13 protein-coding genes are annotated in these 16480 nt (G+C 62.8%); 11 read left to right on the forward strand and 2 right to left on the reverse strand.

Annotation, left to right across the window (positions count from 1 at the left end):
- The first annotated feature begins 411 nt into the window (after nt 1–411).
- The 11 genes from AC26AR_RS05055 to AC26AR_RS05105 all read left to right on the forward strand — a co-directional run bounded on the left by AC26AR_RS05055 (nt 412) and on the right by AC26AR_RS05105 (nt 13902).
- Nucleotides 412–3177 (forward strand): type IV pilus assembly protein FimV, encoded by a 2766-nt coding sequence (locus tag AC26AR_RS05055; RefSeq protein WP_488107663.1) that lies wholly within the window; start codon nt 412–414, stop codon nt 3175–3177.
- Nucleotides 3177–4295, forward strand: coding sequence for a tRNA pseudouridine(38-40) synthase TruA (gene truA, locus AC26AR_RS05060; RefSeq protein WP_488107664.1), 1119 nt, complete (start codon nt 3177–3179; stop codon nt 4293–4295). Before AC26AR_RS05055 ends, truA begins: the two co-directional genes overlap by 1 nt.
- A gap of 22 nt (nt 4296–4317) precedes the next feature.
- Nucleotides 4318–4950, forward strand: coding sequence for a phosphoribosylanthranilate isomerase (locus AC26AR_RS05065; RefSeq protein ID WP_488107886.1), 633 nt, complete (start codon nt 4318–4320; stop codon nt 4948–4950).
- 344 nt (nt 4951–5294) lie between these two features.
- A complete protein-coding gene (gene accD / locus AC26AR_RS05070) occupies nt 5295–6326 on the forward strand; it encodes an acetyl-CoA carboxylase, carboxyltransferase subunit beta (protein ID WP_488107665.1) in 1032 nt (343 codons plus the stop codon).
- The gene (locus tag AC26AR_RS05075; protein WP_488107666.1) at nt 6319–7764 is read left to right on the forward strand and encodes a bifunctional folylpolyglutamate synthase/dihydrofolate synthase; all 1446 of its coding nucleotides are present in this window, start codon (nt 6319–6321) and stop codon (nt 7762–7764) included. The genes accD and AC26AR_RS05075 overlap by 8 nt, the downstream gene beginning before the upstream one ends.
- 51 nt (nt 7765–7815) lie before the next feature.
- On the forward strand, nt 7816–8508 hold the full coding sequence (locus AC26AR_RS05080) for an SPOR domain-containing protein (protein ID WP_136938197.1): 693 nt from the start codon (nt 7816–7818) through the stop codon (nt 8506–8508).
- The gene (locus AC26AR_RS05085) at nt 8505–9182 is read left to right on the forward strand and encodes a CvpA family protein (RefSeq protein ID WP_084209069.1); all 678 of its coding nucleotides are present in this window, start codon (nt 8505–8507) and stop codon (nt 9180–9182) included. Before AC26AR_RS05080 ends, AC26AR_RS05085 begins: the two co-directional genes overlap by 4 nt.
- Nucleotides 9183–9427: 245 nt before the next feature.
- Nucleotides 9428–10942, forward strand: a complete 1515-nt coding sequence (purF, locus tag AC26AR_RS05090; protein WP_077372413.1) for an amidophosphoribosyltransferase — start codon at nt 9428–9430, stop codon at nt 10940–10942.
- A gap of 232 nt (nt 10943–11174) precedes the next feature.
- Nucleotides 11175–12392 (forward strand): O-succinylhomoserine sulfhydrylase, encoded by a 1218-nt coding sequence (locus AC26AR_RS05095; RefSeq protein WP_077372415.1) that lies wholly within the window; start codon nt 11175–11177, stop codon nt 12390–12392.
- A 290-nt stretch (nt 12393–12682) separates the two neighbouring features.
- Nucleotides 12683–13225, forward strand: a complete 543-nt coding sequence (locus AC26AR_RS05100) for a cytochrome b (protein ID WP_077372418.1) — start codon at nt 12683–12685, stop codon at nt 13223–13225.
- A 59-nt stretch (nt 13226–13284) separates the two neighbouring features.
- Nucleotides 13285–13902 carry a YceI family protein gene (locus tag AC26AR_RS05105; RefSeq protein WP_077372421.1) on the forward strand — a complete coding sequence of 206 codons (618 nt, stop codon included), beginning with the start codon at nt 13285–13287 and terminating at the stop codon, nt 13900–13902.
- Between the two features lie 120 nt (nt 13903–14022).
- Here AC26AR_RS05105 and AC26AR_RS05110 read toward each other — a convergent pair whose 3' ends face one another.
- Both AC26AR_RS05110 and AC26AR_RS05115 read right to left on the reverse strand, forming a co-directional pair.
- Entirely contained in the window at nt 14023–14640 is a 618-nt protein-coding gene (locus AC26AR_RS05110; protein WP_488107667.1) for a LysE family translocator, read from the reverse strand.
- 390 nt (nt 14641–15030) lie between these two features.
- On the reverse strand, nt 15031–15897 hold the full coding sequence (locus tag AC26AR_RS05115) for a 2OG-Fe dioxygenase family protein (protein ID WP_077372427.1): 867 nt from the start codon (nt 15895–15897) through the stop codon (nt 15031–15033).
- Between the last annotated feature and the right edge of the window lie 583 nt (nt 15898–16480).

The raw sequence follows: 16480 nt of genomic DNA on the forward strand, positions 1-16480 counted from the left end.
TTCCCGGTCATTCCCCGAATGCCCAATGAAGGGTGATTGCGATGGTCGGTCGTGCCGATGATCGGCAGTGCCATGGGCATCAGATGACCGGCATGTCATTCCAATGACTGACCGGCTTCATTCCGGCTTGCGCATTTTTTGCGAATTTGGCTGGCGATGTTGATGCATGATGGCATCTCGTATGCATATTTGAGTATCGTGTCAGCCGGATGAGGTGGAGCTGGTCACTCCTGTCATCCGGGGAGCAGGTGGGCTATCAGAGGGGACGACGCCCGCTAGCGTTGAAATTTTTCTGGCTGAGTCGCGCCTTGCCTGAATCATGAGGCGGACTCTCTGGTATCTTATATGTAAGAATACGTAACATAATGCGCCGGCCGGACACTGAATCGGTCGCATACGAAGGGACACTCAATGGGACGCAAGCTTCCTCTCGCACTGGCGATCTCCTTCGCCATCTATAGTGCTCAGGCCTTGGCGGTCGGCATGGAATCGCCGCGATTGCGCTCGAATCTGAATCAACCGCTGGATGCCCGCATCGGCCTGACAGATACCTCCGGGCTTGATAGCAGCCTGATCAAGGCGAACGTCTCCGATGCCGCCGCCTTTGCGCGTGCCGGTGTGGACCGCAGCTATGTCAGTGATGACGTCAAGGTGGCCATCAAGCAGCAGGGCAGCCGCTATTATCTTCAGCTGACCACCAACGGGGCGGTACGTGAGCCCTATGTGGATCTTCTGCTGGACGTCGAGTGGCCCAATGGGAAGCTGCAGCGTCAGGTCACGCTGCTGTTCGATCCGGCGGGCTATTCCAGTCAACCGGCACTGGTGACGCCTTCTGGTGCGCGCTCACGTCCGTTGGCCGACACGGGGTCGACACCCTCGCGTTCCGTGGTCTTCCGTGACAGTGGTCAGTCGTCCTCGGCAAGCGCTGCGCCCGCGGCGGGCGAAACGCCGTCAAGCATCAAGGTACGCAGTGGCGATTCCCTGTGGACCATCGCACGACGCGTGCGGCCGGATGCCGGGGTCAGCATCCGTCAGGCCATGCTGGCGATTCAGGAAGCCAATCCCAGTGCCTTCCCGGGCGGCAACATCAACAAGCTGAGGGCGGGGGTAGTCCTGAGCGTTCCCGATCGCGCCACCATGCTGGGCCGCTCGCGCACGGCGGCCGATCGCGAAGTGCGTGAGCAATATCAGCAGTGGGTCGCGGGGGCGCAAGGCAAGACCATTCCTGCCCCGGCCAGCAAGAAGACGACGCCCGCGTCTCCGAAGGATACCGCCACGGCCAGTGAGACGCCCGCTGCAGCGCCCGCTCCCAGCGGCCCCGCCAGTGCGGGTGCTGACGGCAAGCCGCGCCTGACGCTGATCGATGAAGAGGCCACGCCGGCGAGCAAGGCGGCCGCCAGTACGCAGATTTCCGCGGGTAGCCAGCAGGCCATCGATGAGCTGTCGGATCGCCTCGAATCGCTGGAAGACCAGTTGCTGACCAACCAGCAGCGTCTGGATCAACTGGAGCAGGAGCGTGACGACCTGCGCAGTGAAGTCGCTTCATTGCGCAGTGAAGTCGGTGAACTGCGTGCTTCCCTGGCCGAGCGTACCGAGCAGCTGGAAACGGCCAAGGTATTGCTGGCCAAGCAGAACCGTCTGCTGGTCAACAGCGGCATCACTCCCTTGACGCTACCCGAGAGTCTGGTCGCTGCCGGGGTGGATCTGGGCCAGCCGCGTGATGGTGAAGGCAATCTCGTGTTGCCCAGCCAGCCCTGGCCGCAGGCGACGTGGAAGTGGGTACAGGACAATCTGATGATGGTGGGCGGCGCGGCGGGAGCATTGCTGTTGCTGCTGTTGCTGTTGCTGCGTCGTCGCTCGGGGCCGAAGGATGACTCCAGCATGAGCTTCGCGGATGCCGTGCGTCACAACGACCAGGGCCTGCAGGACCCGTCACGGGGTGCCTTTGGTGCTGCAGCGGGTACCGCTGACAGACAGGTCCCGGAAGAGGCGTCTGCAGTGGCAAGTCGTGGCTCTCACACTCTTGAGCCTCTGGCCCAGCCTGAGGCCGCTGCCATCAGCGAGGCGGATATCTTCATCGCCTATGGACGCTTCGATCAGGCGCAAGCCCTGCTGGAAGCCGGTCTTGCAGACGATGAGAGTCGTCAGGACCTGCGTCTCAAGCTGATGGGTGTGCATGGAGAGCTTGGCAATCTCGAGGCGCTGAATCACGAAAGCGAGAAGGTATTGGCGGCGGGCAATGCAGAAGAGCGTGAAGAGGCTCAGGCGCTGCTCAACCGTTATGCCGGAATGGGTAGCCCCATGCGTGCCGCCATGGGTGGCGCGGTGGCCGCAAGCAACGTGACGCATCTCTCCGGTGTCGTCAGTCAATATGCCCAGTCCCTACGTGTGCCATCCTCGGCCAGCGCAGCCTCTGAAAGGCTGGCGGCAGGTGGCGCGAACCTGCAGGACGATGAGCGCGAGCCGGAAGGTGACGTGTCTGACTCTTCAGGCGAAGGGCAGGACAGTGGCTCGTTCGAGGATGACTTGCACGCTGATGCCGCCGTCACGAATGACACTCCGGCAGACGTGGGAGTCGCATTCGAGCCCGGCCTCAAGGGCAAGAGTCCCGAGCACGGAAAGGCGGCACCCGATACCAGTTTCTTCAGTGACAACGTGATCGATTACCAGGCGCCGGAACTGACGCTTGACGACGGTGTGGAGCCTGCGGCAGTGGCAAGTGTTGAGAAGGCGGACGAGGCGCTCAAGGGTGAGGCGGTCGAATTTACCTCCGCCTCCATCGATGAGGAAGGTGAATCTGCGAAATCCAGTGCACCTTCAGGCGACGAGGTGGCGCCTGCAAGCGCCTTTTCAGCAGCCGACGAGTTGCCGTCGCTGGATAGCATGACGCTGGAAGAGGTGGATGTCCCTCGTCGTGATATCTCGCAATTCGAGGTGGAGGAAGTGGCGTTCGAGTCCGGGGATCAGGATAATGCCTATCCCTCTGTCGGCATGGCAGGGGCAGGGGCTGGCGCCCAGGATAGCGTGGCCTTCCAGCAGCTCGAGGAAGCCCGCCAGTTGCTGGTGGATGGTGAGGATGATCAAGCGGCAGCGCTGCTTGAGCCGCTCGCCTCCGCCAGTGACGGGATGATCCGTGAAGAGGCGCTGGCGTTGATGGAGCGCTTTGGTCTGACCTGATGCCCTTTTTTACACCGCTTGATGATAATGAAAGACGCCCGGGGCGCATCGCTCTGGGCGTCGAGTATGATGGCAGCCGCTATTGCGGTTGGCAGCGCCTCAGCCACGCACCTTCCGTGCAGGAAACGCTTGAAAAGGCGCTTTCCAAGGTGGCTTCCACTCCCATCACCGTCCACTGCAGCGGGCGCACCGATTCAGGTGTGCACGCCGTGCGTCAGGTCGTGCACTTCGATACCCCCGTGGGCCGCAGCCGCAAGGCATGGCGCATGGGCGGCAACGTCAATCTTCCCCCGGATATCGGTATCCATTGGGCGGTCCCCGTTCCCGATGACTTCCATGCCCGATTCAGCGCCATCGCGCGTCGTTATCGCTACATGATCATCAATCAGCCTTTTCGGCCGGTGATGGAGCGTCACAACGCCACCTGGTGTCGTGAACCCCTGAATGTCGCCGACATGCAGGCGGCGGCCGCCCATCTGGTAGGGGAGCTGGACTTCTCGGCCTTCCGTGCGGCAGGTTGTCAGTCGCGCTCGCCACGACGCCACGTGCATTTCATCGAGGTGAGTCGTCACGGCCAGCTGGTCATGATCGACATCCAGGCGAATGCCTTCCTGCACCACATGGTGCGCAATATCGCCGGTACCTTGATGGCCATCGGGCGTGGCGAGAAGCCTGTCGAGTGGATCGTCGAGCTGATGCGCGGGGGAGATCGCACGCGTTCGAGTGCCACGGCAGCAGCCACGGGACTTCACTTCGTCGACGTCATCTACCCGCCGCGCTATGAGCTGCCCAGGGAGCCGCTCGGGCCTGGTCTGGTGGCCCATCTCGGGGAGTGGACGGGAGAGCGCCCCTTGCCGGATTGCCCGATGGTACGCTCACGCCTGGCCCGTGCCGAAGCCGAGGGTGCCGAAGAGGCTCGGGCGGCAGGCAAGCTCAGTGAAAAGGAAGCCATTCGGCTGGCAAGCGTTGCCCGTGAGGCCGAGCGTCTCAGTCGGGAACATGAACAAGCGATTCCTGCGGCAGGATCGCCTGTCGCGGGGGCGCCCGCCGCAGGATCGCCTGCCGCAGGATCGCCTGCCGCAGGATCGCCTGTCGCACAGAATGAATCCTCACGTTGAACGGAGTGATCCCATGACCGAGATGAGCGCTCGAGCGAGCCAGCGTACCCGAATCAAGATCTGTGGCTTGACGCGTGAGCAGGATATCCGCGACGCCGTGGCGGCAGGTGCCGATGCGCTGGGGTTCGTGCTGTGGGCGGGCAGCAAGCGGGCGGTGGACGTTGCTCGTCTGGCGGAGCTTTCGTGCCTGGTGCCGGCATTCGTGACGCGTGTCGGATTGTTCGTCGATGCCAGTGAGGCCGAAGTGGCCGCCGCTGCCCCGCATCTCGATCTGCTGCAATTCCATGGCAACGAAACGCCCGAGCAATGCCGCGCCGCTGGCCGCCCCTATATCAAGGCGTTGCGCATGCGTGACGGGATCGACCTGGCGGCAGAGGCAGAACGCTTCCATGACGCACGCGGGCTGCTGCTGGATGCCTATCGTCCCGGTGTCCCCGGTGGCACGGGCGAGACCTTTGACTGGTCGCGCATCCCTCGAGGATTGCCCCTGCCAGTGATCCTGGCGGGCGGGCTCGAGGCCGGCAACGTGACGGAGGCGGTCAGGCAGGTAGCGCCCCACGCGGTCGATGTCTCGGGAGGGGTAGAGTCTGCCCCTGGCGAGAAGTCACGGGAGCGCCTCCAGGCGTTCTGTCAGGCAGTACGAGCCGCCGACTGACTCCACTGATGCCCTGCGCGGCATGCCGCAAGGCCTGCGCGGGACAGGCGCAACACTGGACTCCACAAGGCAATTGGCATCTCGCACTACCCGCAAGGGGGGCGAAGCCGCTACAATGTTTGCCAGAATCTGGAAAAGGGGCCGTACGACCAATGGGTTGCACGGTCTTTTCCTTTGGCGCCACTGACTTCCTCCAGCGTCCCGAGACAAGGGGGCGAAGAGGGTGTCAGTCGTTGCCCGCCACGTCCTTGCCTCCTGGAGAGGTGGGCGTGTGCCAACTCGCATGGCCGCCGACAGTCGTCGAGCGGTGCCCAGAACAGCAGCAAAACGGAAGCCTCCCCACCATGAGCTGGCTTGACAAGATTGTGCCGTCAATGAGCCGTATCCAACGCAAGGATCGGCGCACCTCCATTCCTGATGGCCTGTGGCGTAAATGCCCCAAGTGCGAAGCAGTCCTGTACCTTCCGGAGCTGACCAAGCACGACAACGTCTGCCCGAAGTGTGACCACCATCTGCGTCTCACTGCGCGTGCCCGTCTGTCCTGGTTCCTCGACAGCGAGGGTCGCGAGGAGATCGCGGCAGATCTGGAGCCGGTCGATCGCCTCAAGTTCCGCGATTCCAAGAAGTACAAGGATCGCCTGAGCGCCGCCCAGAAGCAGACGTCCGAAAAGGATGCGCTGGTCGCCATGCGCGGCACGCTTTCCGGACAGCCTGTCGTGGCCGTTGCCTTCGAATTCAGCTTCATGGGCGGCTCCATGGGTGCCATCGTCGGTGAGAAGTTCGTGCGTGCCGCCGAACTCGCGCTGGCGGAAGAAGTGCCGCTGGTATGCTTCGCGGCCTCCGGTGGCGCGCGCATGCAGGAAGCACTGTTCTCCCTGATGCAGATGGCCAAGACCTCCGCTGCGCTCGAGAAGCTCAAGCAGGCAGGCGTACCGTACATCAGCGTGCTGACGGATCCGGTCTTCGGTGGCGTATCGGCATCGCTTGCCATGCTGGGCGATCTGAACGTTGCCGAGCCGAATGCCCTGATCGGCTTCGCTGGCCCGCGTGTCATCGAGCAGACCGTGCGCGAGAAACTGCCGGAAGGCTTCCAGCGTTCAGAGTTCCTGCTCGAGCATGGCGCGGTCGACATGATCATCCACCGTCGCGACATGCGTGAGCGTCTGTCCAGCATCCTGCTCAAGCTGCAGGGTCTGCCGGTCAAGGCTGACGTGCAGGCACCGGGGGTAGATGCCACGGAAGTCGTTGTCGAAGGTGAGGCTATCGAGGCCGCACCGAGCGAGCCGCAGCCTGCAGAGCCGCGCTCCGCGGTTGACAGCGTGCTTGACGAGACATTCTCCGCCGACAAGCCGCAAGGCGATCGTCGCGATGGCTGAGCAGGCCAATGCGCCGGGCCACTGCAGCACCCGAGAGGTGCTGCAGTCCCGTGAGCGGCCTCCGCTGAGCGTTGCTGCCCTGCATGAGGCCGTGCCACGCGAGCTGTCACTGCAAGACTGGCTTTCGCGTCTGGAGCGCCAGCATCCCGTCAGCATCGACATGGGGCTCGCCCGCGTGCAATGCGTGGCTGAGCGTCTGGGGCTTGTCGGCCCCGGGGCTCGTCGCATTGGCGAGCGGGTCATCACCGTGGCCGGTACCAACGGCAAGGGCTCCACGGTCGCCATGCTCGAGGTGCTCGGGCGTGCGCATGGTCTGACGACCGCGACTTACACCTCTCCGCACCTGCTGCATTACAACGAGCGTGTGACCCTCGATGGGCAGCACGCCAGTGATGCCGAGCTGATCACTGCCTTCGAGCAGGTGGATTCGGCGCGTCATTCGGATGCGGGAGATGGGCAGGGCGTGATCAGCCTGACCTACTTCGAGGCCGGCACGCTCGCTGGCCTGTGGTTGATCGCTCAGCGACAGCCACGGTTGGCGATTCTGGAGGTCGGTCTCGGCGGGCGTCTGGATGCCGTCAACATCATCGACTGCGATGTGGCGATGATCACCACCGTGGCACAGGATCATGCTGCCTTCCTGGGCACGGACCTCGAGAACATCGGCTTCGAGAAGGCGGGTATCCTGCGTGCAGGGCGCCCGGCCATCTTCGGCTCCGATCACTTGCCGAGCAGCTGCGCCGAGCACGCCCGCTCGCTGGGTGTGACGCCTCAGGTGCTGTGGCAGGACTTTGTCTGGCAGGACGCCTGCGAGCAGGACCTCGCCTCCCCGGCAGGGTCGTCAGCGGATGGGCTCTGGCGCTGGCAGCGACTGAGCGACCCCGTCATGACCCTCGAGGCACTTCCGGACCCCGGTCTGCCACGCGACAACGCGGCCAGTGCGCTGAATGCGCTCGTCGCGGCCGGTGTGGCGCTTGAGGTGTCATGCGTGCGCCATGCCATGGCCAATGTCCAGCTCAAGGGGCGCATGCAATGGGTCCAGCGTCATGGGCGTGACTGGTGTCTGGATGTGGGGCACAACCCGCATGCGGCAGGTTATCTGGCCAGTCGTCTGGCGGCGCGTGAGTGTTCCGCTCGACCGCGTCTGGTGCTGCTGGCCATGCTGGGAGACAAGGACGCACGAGGCGTGATCGAGGCGCTGTCGCCCGTGGTGGATGGCTTCGTCGTGGCGACACTGGGCGGCGAGCGTGCTCGCCAGGCCAGTGAGCTGGCTGCCGTGGTGCGTGCCTGCCAGGGGACCGTGCTGGCGGAATGTGATTCGGTCGCTGAGGCGGCGAATTGGCTGGTGGAGCATGCCACCGCGGGGGAGGTGCTGGTCTGCGGCTCCTTCTTCACGGTCGGCGAAGCGCTGGCATGGCTTGACGACGAGGATGCCTGAGGTGAAGCAGGACCGCGGTCATTGGAATCCGGGTGCAAGGGAGATGGCACGATGAAATATGGCAAGCGAGAACGGATCAGCGGCGCAGTCATCCTGTTGGCCCTGGGCGTGATCTTCATCCCGATGTTGTTTGATGAGCCGCCGGCCCGTGATGAGCGTCCCAGTCCGGTGATGACATTGGGCAAGCCGGTGGATATCGACCGTTCGACGGTGGATGCACCGCAGCCCCCCAGCGAGCTGAAGATTGGTACCGATGTCCCCATCACCTTCGTGGATGGCAATGGCAAGGTGCGTGACAGTGATCCCGGACCCGGTATCGAAAACGCCTCCGAGTCGCGAGCTCGCGTGGCGGAGGCGCAGCAGCTGTCGCCGACCAGATCCGTGTCCAGCAGCGAGCCGAAGGCTGCGCCGACACCGCAGCCCAAGCCGGCCCCGACGCCCAAGCCAGAGCCCAAACCGGCGCCTGAGCCGAAGCCTGCCGTTGTCGCCAGCGCGCCATCTTCTTCCGCCGGTGGCTGGGCGGTGCAGGTCGGCAGCTTCGGCAAGCCGGCCAACGCCGAGCGACTCCAGAAGGACCTGCAGAGCAAGGGATTCGCGGCCTATCGCGTCGCGCGGGATGGCAATCTGACCGTGGTATTCGTCGGTCCCTACAAATCTTCCGAGATTGGTGAGTCCGCGCGCTCTCGCCTTCAGGAGCAGGTCAATATCAAGGGCCTTCTGGTACGCCGGAAGGAGGGTGAGTGAACGCGCTGGTCTGGATCGATTGGTTGTGTCTGGGGCTGCTGATCATCTCCGTGTTGCTGGGGTTGATGCGTGGTCTGCTCAGCGAGGCGCTGGGACTGGCAGGCTGGCTGGTGGCCCTGGTGGCGGCACGCCAGTTCGGGGCGGAAGCCGGGGCCCTGCTCGACGAGGTGATCCTGTCTCCGGGCATTCGCACCGCGGTCGGCTTCGTGCTGGTGGTACTGGGCACGGTGCTGGTCTGGGGATTGATGCTGCGTCTGCTCGAACGCCTGGTCCAGGCGGTCGGCATGGGGGGCTTCAATCGCCTGCTGGGGGGTGTCTTCGGCGCGCTTCGGGCGGCGGTGATCCTGGTACTGGTGACGGCTGTCGTCGGCCTGACACCTCTGCGTGACAGTGCGGACTGGCAGGCGGCGCAGCTGCGCCCGACGCTGGAGCAGCTGCGCGACTGGTCGCTGGCACGCTACCGTGAGTGGGACACGGGAGGGGATTGGCAGTTGCCGCAGGACGGGACGGCTCCATCCTCACAGACTGCCGGCTTCCAGCAGCAGGCGAGTGGCCTGCTCGAGCGTGCCCGCCACGAAGGCCGCACGCTGAGTGAAGGCGTCAGTCAGCAGGTCGCCGAGCAGTTCATGCGTCAGCAGCATCAGCAGCGTGATGGTGACACCGCAGCACCTTGAGACGACAAAAGCGCCGGGCATTCTTGCTCGGCGCTTTTGTTTTGTCTGCTCGACCCTCCGAGCAGGTCAGCGTGTCGAGGTGCAGCAAGCATCGTGGTATCGATTGACCCATCGGTCAGGTGTTGCCTGTGGTGTGGGCAGGCCTGACAATTGCGGCATGTGAGCACTCATATTGCCATGTGGAGGCGCGCTGATGATGGCTGGCGCCTCCCTCTCCTAGTGTGTATCAGTGAGGTAATGACGGGATGTGCGGGATTGTAGGTTTGATGGCCAACGCCTCGGTAAACCAGGCGCTGTATGACGCGCTGACCGTATTGCAGCATCGTGGGCAGGATGCCGCGGGGATGATGACCTGGCACGAGGGTCGTTTCCTGCTGCGCAAGAGCAATGGCCTGGTGCGTGATGTCTTCCGCACTCGTCACATGCAGCGACTCAAGGGCAACATGGGCATCGGCCATGTTCGCTATCCGACCGCTGGCTCTTCCAGCGAGGCGGAATCGCAGCCGTTCTACGTCAATTCGCCCTACGGCATCACCCTGGCGCACAACGGCAACCTGACCAACTCCGAGCAGCTCAAGCAGGAGCTTTTCTCCTCCGACCTGCGTCACATCAACACCAGCTCCGATTCCGAAGTGCTGCTCAATGTCTTTGCTCACGAGCTGGGCAAGCAGGGCATGCGTCTGGGCGCGGGTGATGTCTTTGATGCGGTACGTCGTGTGCACCGTCGCTGCAAGGGTGGCTATGCCGCCGTATCGATCATCAACGGCACCGGCCTGGTCGCCTTCCGTGATCCGCACGGGATTCGTCCGGCCTGCTTCGGCAAGCGCGAGGCTGCTGAAGGTACCGAGTACATGATCGCTTCCGAATCCGTGGCGCTGGACGTCGCCGGTTTCGAGCTGATCCGTGACCTGGCACCGGGGGAAGCCGTCTTCATCGACATGGAGCGTCAGCTTCATACCCTGCAGTGCGCTGATGACCCGGTACTCAAGCCCTGCATCTTCGAGCACGTCTATCTGGCGCGTCCGGACTCCCTGCTGGACGGTGCCTATGTCTACGGCACCCGCATGCGCATGGGGGAGAAGCTGGCCGACAAGATCGTGCGGGAATGGCCGGAGCAGGACATCGATGTCGTCATCCCGATTCCGGATACCTCGCGCACGTCCGCTCTCGAGCTGGCTCAGCATCTGGGAGTGACTTACCGCGAAGGCTTCATGAAGAACCGTTACATCGGCCGTACCTTCATCATGCCGGGGCAGACGCTGCGCAAGAAGTCCGTGCGTCAGAAGCTCAACGCCATCGATATCGAGTTTGCCGGCAAGAACGTGCTGCTGGTGGATGATTCCATCGTGCGTGGCACCACCTGCAACGAGATCATCCAGATGGCCCGTGAGGCGGGCGCGAAGAATGTCTACTTCGCCTCGGCGGCGCCAGCGGTTCGCTATCCCAATGTGTACGGTATCGACATGCCGGCCGCGGAAGAGCTGATCGCCCATGGTCGTACCGAGAGGGAAATCGCGGATCTGATCGGCGCGGATCGTCTGTTCTATCAGGATCTCGATGACCTGAAGGACGCCTGTCGCGAGGTCAATCCTGCCCTCGACGAGTTCGATTGCTCCGTGTTCGATGGCATCTACGTGACCGGCGATATCGATGAGGCCTACCTCAACGACCTGCAGGCTTCACGCAACGATGGAGCCAAGAACGCAGGCGAGACCCACGCGGTCGTGGATCTGCACAACGATTCCGAAGACATCGACTGACCCCATGACCTGTCTCGCGTGACAGGTCATGGCAGGGTGAGTGATTCGCAACGGGCTCCGGAGAAATCCGGGGCCCGTTGCGCGTTCAAAACCGGTAACATTGACCGACAGCTTTCTGCTCTGTTTCCCGGCTCATGAAAGAAGCGCCCGCGGCGCGTAACCTGACAATCCCGTGAGCCATGTCATCCGGGACAGAGATCAGCGGATTCCATCAGTAGAGGTACTGGACACCATGCACGACGACAATCTTTCCCGCGCCGACCTTTCCCGCGATGAGCTGGGACTGGAGACGCTCGCCATCCGCGCCGGTCACTTGCGTGGCGGTGAGCAGGAGCACGGCGAGCCCATCTACACCACGTCCAGCTTCGTCTATGGCAGTGCGGCCGAGGCGGCAGCCAAGTTCGGAGGTGACGAAGCTGGCAACATCTACTCGCGCTTCACCAACCCGACGGTGCGCTTCTTCGAGGAGCGACTGGCGGCAATGGAGGGCGGTGAGCGCTGCGTGGCCACCAGCTCCGGCATGGCCGCGATCATGTCCACCGTGCTGGCCCTGCTGGAAGCCGGGGATGAGATCGTCGCCTCGCGTTCCATCTTCGGCTCCAGTGTGAGCCTGTTCACCAAGTACTTCGGCAAGCTGGGCATCACCACGCGCTTCGTCGAACTGGGGGATCTCGAGGCCTGGCGCGCGGCCATCACACCGTCCACCAAGCTGCTGTTCGCCGAGACGCCGTCCAACCCGTTGTCCGAGATCGGTGACATCAAGGCGCTGGCAGCGCTGGCACATGAACATGATGCATGGCTTGCCATCGACAACTGCTTCTGCACCCCGGCATTGCAGCGTCCGCTGACCCTGGGTGCGGATATCGTCATCCACTCCGCCACCAAGTATCTGGATGGGCAGGGGCGGACTCTGGGCGGGGCAGTGGTCGGCAGCAGCGCGTTGATGGAAGAGGTCTTCGGCGTGGTGCGGACGTGCGGGCCCTGCCTGAGTCCCTTCAATGCCTGGGTCTTCCTCAAGGGACTGGAGACGCTCAACATTCGCATGGAGGCCCACTGTGCACGTGCGCTGGAGCTGGCGCACTGGCTGGAAGCGCATCCTGCGGTCGAGCGCGTCCACTATTCAGGCCTCGAGAGTCATCCGCAGCATGCGCTCGCCAAGGCTCAGCAGAAGGCCTTCGGTGCCGTGCTGGGGGTGGTCATCAAGGGAGGTCGTGAAGGGGCCTGGTCGGTCATCGATGCCACGCGCATCCTTTCGATCACCGGCAACCTCGGTGATGTGAAGACCACCATCACGCATCCTGCCACCACCACGCATGGCCGCTTGAGCGATGAGCAGAAAGCGGCCGCCGGTATCGTGGACGGCATGGTGCGCATCGCAGTGGGCCTGGAAGATCTCGATGACATCAAGCGTGACCTGGCGCTTGGGTTGGATCGCCTGGCGTCTGCATGAGTCGACCAGCACTGTCGTGAGGGAACGCCCGGCCATGCCGGGCGTTTCTGCATCTGCTCGGCCGTGACGGTGGCCGGTGTCTCGGGAAGAGAGCGCTCAGCGCCGGCATGGCTGGCGCGGCATAATGAGAAAGGGGTGGGACTATCGCTTGGCGCGTGGCAGGCCAGTGGGTAAGCTGGCAGCCATGGGAAGGCATCATCATGATACGGTGTCGTATCGCGGTTCAGAGCGTCGATCACGGCAGGTGGGCTCACGCTCGGCGCGTTGGATGACAGGACAGGGAGACAAGCATGTGGCGCAATAGTCGTCGGGGGTGGGGCTGGCCCGTCATCGTGATGCACTGGCTGTCGGCGCTGGCCATCATCGGCCTCTTCGCCCTCGGGTGGTGGATGACATCACTGGGCTATTATGATCGCTGGTATCAGCTGGGTCCCTGGTGGCATCGCTCCGTGGGCGTGGTGCTGTTCGTGATCACGTTGCTGCGCCTTGTCTGGCGAGCCATGCAGCCGACGCCACAGGCGCATGGCTCCCGCATCGAGCAGCGGGCGGCGCGCATCGGGCATGCCTTGCTGTATGCATTGCTGTTGCTGGTGATGATCTCGGGGTATCTGATCTCGACGGCGGATGGACGAGCCATCAGCGTATTCGGGCTGTTTGACGTGCCTGCCTTGCTCAGCGGGATGAAGGATCAGGCGACGTTGGCAGGAGACGTTCACTGGTACGCGGCCTGGGCGCTTGTCATCCTGTCGCTTGGTCACGCCGCTGCCGCCTTCAAGCATCATCTGATGGAGGGCCAGGACACGTTGCGACGTATGCTCTGGCCGCTGCGCTGAAAGGAATTGCCGGCCACCACGGCGGCACCATGCATGACGAATCCTCAAGGAGCTAGGACATGAACGACACATCCCTGACACCCAAGGCCTTCTCGCTGGGCAAGACGTTCGCTGGCGGCCTTCTGGCAGCGGCACTCCCCTTGATGGCGGGCCAGGCTCAGGCCTCGGACTATGTCATTGACACCAAGGGCCAGCACGCCTTCATCCAGTTCAAGATCAGCCATCTCGGCTACTCCTACGTCCTGGGTGAGTTCAAGGACTTCACGGGGACCTTCCGCTATGACGAGGGTCAGCCCGAGGCGTCAAGCGTCAAGGTCGAAGTCGATGTCGACAGCCTGGACAGCGCCCACGCCGAGCGAGACAAGCACATCAAGTCCGCTGATTTCCTGGATGCTTCCGAGTACCCGACGGCGTCTTTCGTCTCCACCGGGTTCACCTCTTCCGGTGATGGTGCCGGCAAGCTGACGGGGGATCTGACACTGCATGGCGAGACGCAGCCGATCACCATCGATGTCGATCACATCGGCGGTGGCGAAGACCCCTGGGGCGGCTATCGTCAGGGCTTCGAGGGCACCACCACGCTCAAGCTCGCCGACTATGGCATCGACACCTCCAAGCTTGGGCCAGCGGCCGCGACAGTCGACATGTACCTGGTGGTGGAAGGTATCCGTCAGTAACGGTGCCATCCGTTGCATGACCTGAGCGAATTGCCTCAGTGATCGAAGAGAACGCCCCTGTCATGTGATTGACAGGGGCGTTCTCGTATCGGCGGCCAGATTGGCGCAGGAGGCCGGTGCTCAACCACGCAGTGCGAGGTAGCTGCCGGCACCGATCATCAGGCTGGCAGCACTGCGGTTGAGGTGTCTGACGGCTCGCGTCGAGCGCAGATGGCGACGAATGCGGCCTGCGGCGTAACCGACAGGGACGACCCCGATCAGCAAGGCACTGAGATTGAGAGCGGCCGCGATCACGATATCGCCACCACTCAGGCGGGTGATGTCCATGAAGGTCGGCAGAAAGGCGATGTAGAACAGGATGACCTTGGGGTTGGAGGCCGAGATCAGGAAGCCTTGCAGGAAGCCACGCCACCAGCTTCCGCGCATGTCGGGAATTTCCGTGTCTTCCAGGCTGGGCCGGCAGGTCCAGAGCTTGTACCCCAGGTAGATCAGATAGGCGGCCCCCAGCAGGCGGATGACCAGAAAGAGCTCGCTCCAATGGGTCGCCAGTGCCGAGAGACCGAAGACGGCCGCCAGCATGTAGCAGACGTCACTGAGGCTCATGCCGACGGCCATCGGGACACAGGCATTGCCTCCCTGGCTCATGCCACGCGCCATCAGGGCGAGGATTCCGGGGCCGGGAGTGATCCCGAAGAGGAAGATGGCAAGGAAGAAGGTCAGTCCCGATTCAAGCGTCATGAGGATTTCCTGTCGTGGAAGGCGCATCGTGGGCAACGCCTCTGTCATGAGTCGAGTATATCGCCTATACATGGCGCGCGGACAATGAAACCGATGCGCTTGGCATGCAGGCGGAAGCCGTTGGCGGGGCTGTTGCAGGAGGGGGTCGGTCGCGATCAGGCTGAGGCCTTCGGGCCAGTCAGGAGTGGCACGCCAGGCCAGCCGGTTGCCCGGCTGGTTCCTCGTGTCGTGCTCAGGTAGCGTGCTGCGACGCTTGAGTGCAGGTCAGGTGGGGAGGCCTCGGAAGCTACCGATCCCCCAGGATGAGATGAGGAAAGCTGTCGTCGAGGCAGTTGTGCGGGCGATGCTCGGACACCGGGTTGCCAGTCTGCTCAGTGGAGTCGAATGGCTTCACTCGCAGTCGTTCAGGACTGCCCCCGGGAAGTGACGACGCAGCATGCGGTTCTGGAACTCATCGATGAATGAGCAGTTGATGATGATGATGAAGCGCTCGAAGTGCTGGCCCGCGTTATCCTGAGTGATGGAGCTGACGCTGTGGAACAGCTGGTCATCATGGATGTGCAGAACCTCTCCCGGTGCCAGCTCGGTGGTCGCCAGCAACTCGCTGCCGGCCTTGTCGCGGTAGAGGGTATTGATGGCACCACTGACGTTCTCGCGATTGAGTACCAGAATGCTCAAGTACTTGCAGCCATCGGCGTGAATGCCTTGTCCCTGGAGAGGGTCGATGGTGCCGTCGCCGCGGACACCCGTGATCTGCATCAGGATCGGCTCACGCGGCCCGATGCCCCACATGTCGGCCCAGGCCTTGACGAAGGCGCGCACGTCGTCGCGCTCGGTGAACGCCGCTTCCAGCGGATCGTAGTATCTCAGGCGGTCCGCCATGCTGGCAGCGTCATTGAAGCGTCCACCCTGTGCCATCGGGCACTCGCCAAGGGTTTCGACTTCCATCTGGTCATTCAGGTGCAGCCAGGACATGCGCTTCCAGCGTGTGTTGACGTAAGGGTCACGGGGAAGGTTGTCCAGGAAACCCTGCCAGGCGTTCAAGTCAATGTGTGGAGTGATCGTTGCCTTGCTCCAGTGCTGACGAGCCAGCTCCTCATGCACGCTTGTCGGCCAGTACTCAGAGATCCTGGGCAGCGAGAGAGCGCTATCCTCTGATGACGTTGCCGGGTAGCGATCGTTGAGAGCGCTCTGGTCCAGAGTGAGTTTACGGGAAGCATCGGCCAGCTGACGTACACCACGGTTTACGATGTTCATGCAAGAATTCCTCGATGTTTCGGCATTTAGCGCCTGTTGGAAGGTGTTGCGTTCGCAACGTCGAGGAGAATGGGAAGATGCATGAGAGAGAGTCAAACCAAGCGCGCGGCTTAGAGCGTTAATCTTGCGTAAGTATCATCAATATGGGCGTCTGGGCGATGGAGGGGTATTAGAGGTCTGATCTCCTGGCATCATGTCAGTCATGAGCGGTATTCTTTGTCGCCTTTCGGCGAAAAACGGCATGGGCAATGCGTGACGCAGGTGCTGGTAGCGTTGAGAGGAGGCGTGTGTCACGGCGGGTTTGGCACTGTGTTTATGCGAGGCAGACACTTAGACTGCTATTGGCTCCAGTGATGTATATCGCGATAACTCAGCGGATTCAGGCAACGTGCGTGTCCCCGCCGAGCACCGGTCGGTAGACAAGATGGTAGGGGAGGTATCCTGGATCATGGCAGATGGGTCTCGTCAGACCGGAAGAGCGACTGGAATTGCGCTCTTTGGAACAGTGGTCGCTGCCATCGCGATCGGCCTGCTGGTGGGGGTCGTGGCAGTGCAGGACATCATCGGCCGCTGGCCTTCAGCG

Source organism: Cobetia sp. PS-4MA, assembly GCF_057670765.1.

Excerpts from the sequence above, each read along its gene's own strand:
- AC26AR_RS05105 (WP_077372421.1), top strand. The coding sequence starts at position 13,285 with ATGAACGACACATCCCTGACACCCAAGGCCTTCTCGCTGGGCAAGACG.
- accD (WP_488107665.1), top strand. The coding sequence starts at position 5,295 with ATGAGCTGGCTTGACAAGATTGTGCCGTCAATGAGCCGTATCCAACGC.
- AC26AR_RS05100 (WP_077372418.1), top strand. The coding sequence starts at position 12,683 with ATGTGGCGCAATAGTCGTCGGGGGTGGGGCTGGCCCGTCATCGTGATG.
- AC26AR_RS05115 (WP_077372427.1), bottom strand. The coding sequence starts at position 15,897 with ATGAACATCGTAAACCGTGGTGTACGTCAGCTGGCCGATGCTTCCCGT.
- AC26AR_RS05110 (WP_488107667.1), bottom strand. The coding sequence starts at position 14,640 with ATGACGCTTGAATCGGGACTGACCTTCTTCCTTGCCATCTTCCTCTTC.
- AC26AR_RS05055 (WP_488107663.1), top strand. The coding sequence starts at position 412 with ATGGGACGCAAGCTTCCTCTCGCACTGGCGATCTCCTTCGCCATCTAT.
- AC26AR_RS05095 (WP_077372415.1), top strand. The coding sequence starts at position 11,175 with ATGCACGACGACAATCTTTCCCGCGCCGACCTTTCCCGCGATGAGCTG.
- purF (WP_077372413.1), top strand. The coding sequence starts at position 9,428 with ATGTGCGGGATTGTAGGTTTGATGGCCAACGCCTCGGTAAACCAGGCG.
- AC26AR_RS05065 (WP_488107886.1), top strand. The coding sequence starts at position 4,318 with ATGAGCGCTCGAGCGAGCCAGCGTACCCGAATCAAGATCTGTGGCTTG.
- AC26AR_RS05080 (WP_136938197.1), top strand. The coding sequence starts at position 7,816 with ATGAAATATGGCAAGCGAGAACGGATCAGCGGCGCAGTCATCCTGTTG.
- truA (WP_488107664.1), top strand. The coding sequence starts at position 3,177 with ATGCCCTTTTTTACACCGCTTGATGATAATGAAAGACGCCCGGGGCGC.
- AC26AR_RS05075 (WP_488107666.1), top strand. The coding sequence starts at position 6,319 with ATGGCTGAGCAGGCCAATGCGCCGGGCCACTGCAGCACCCGAGAGGTG.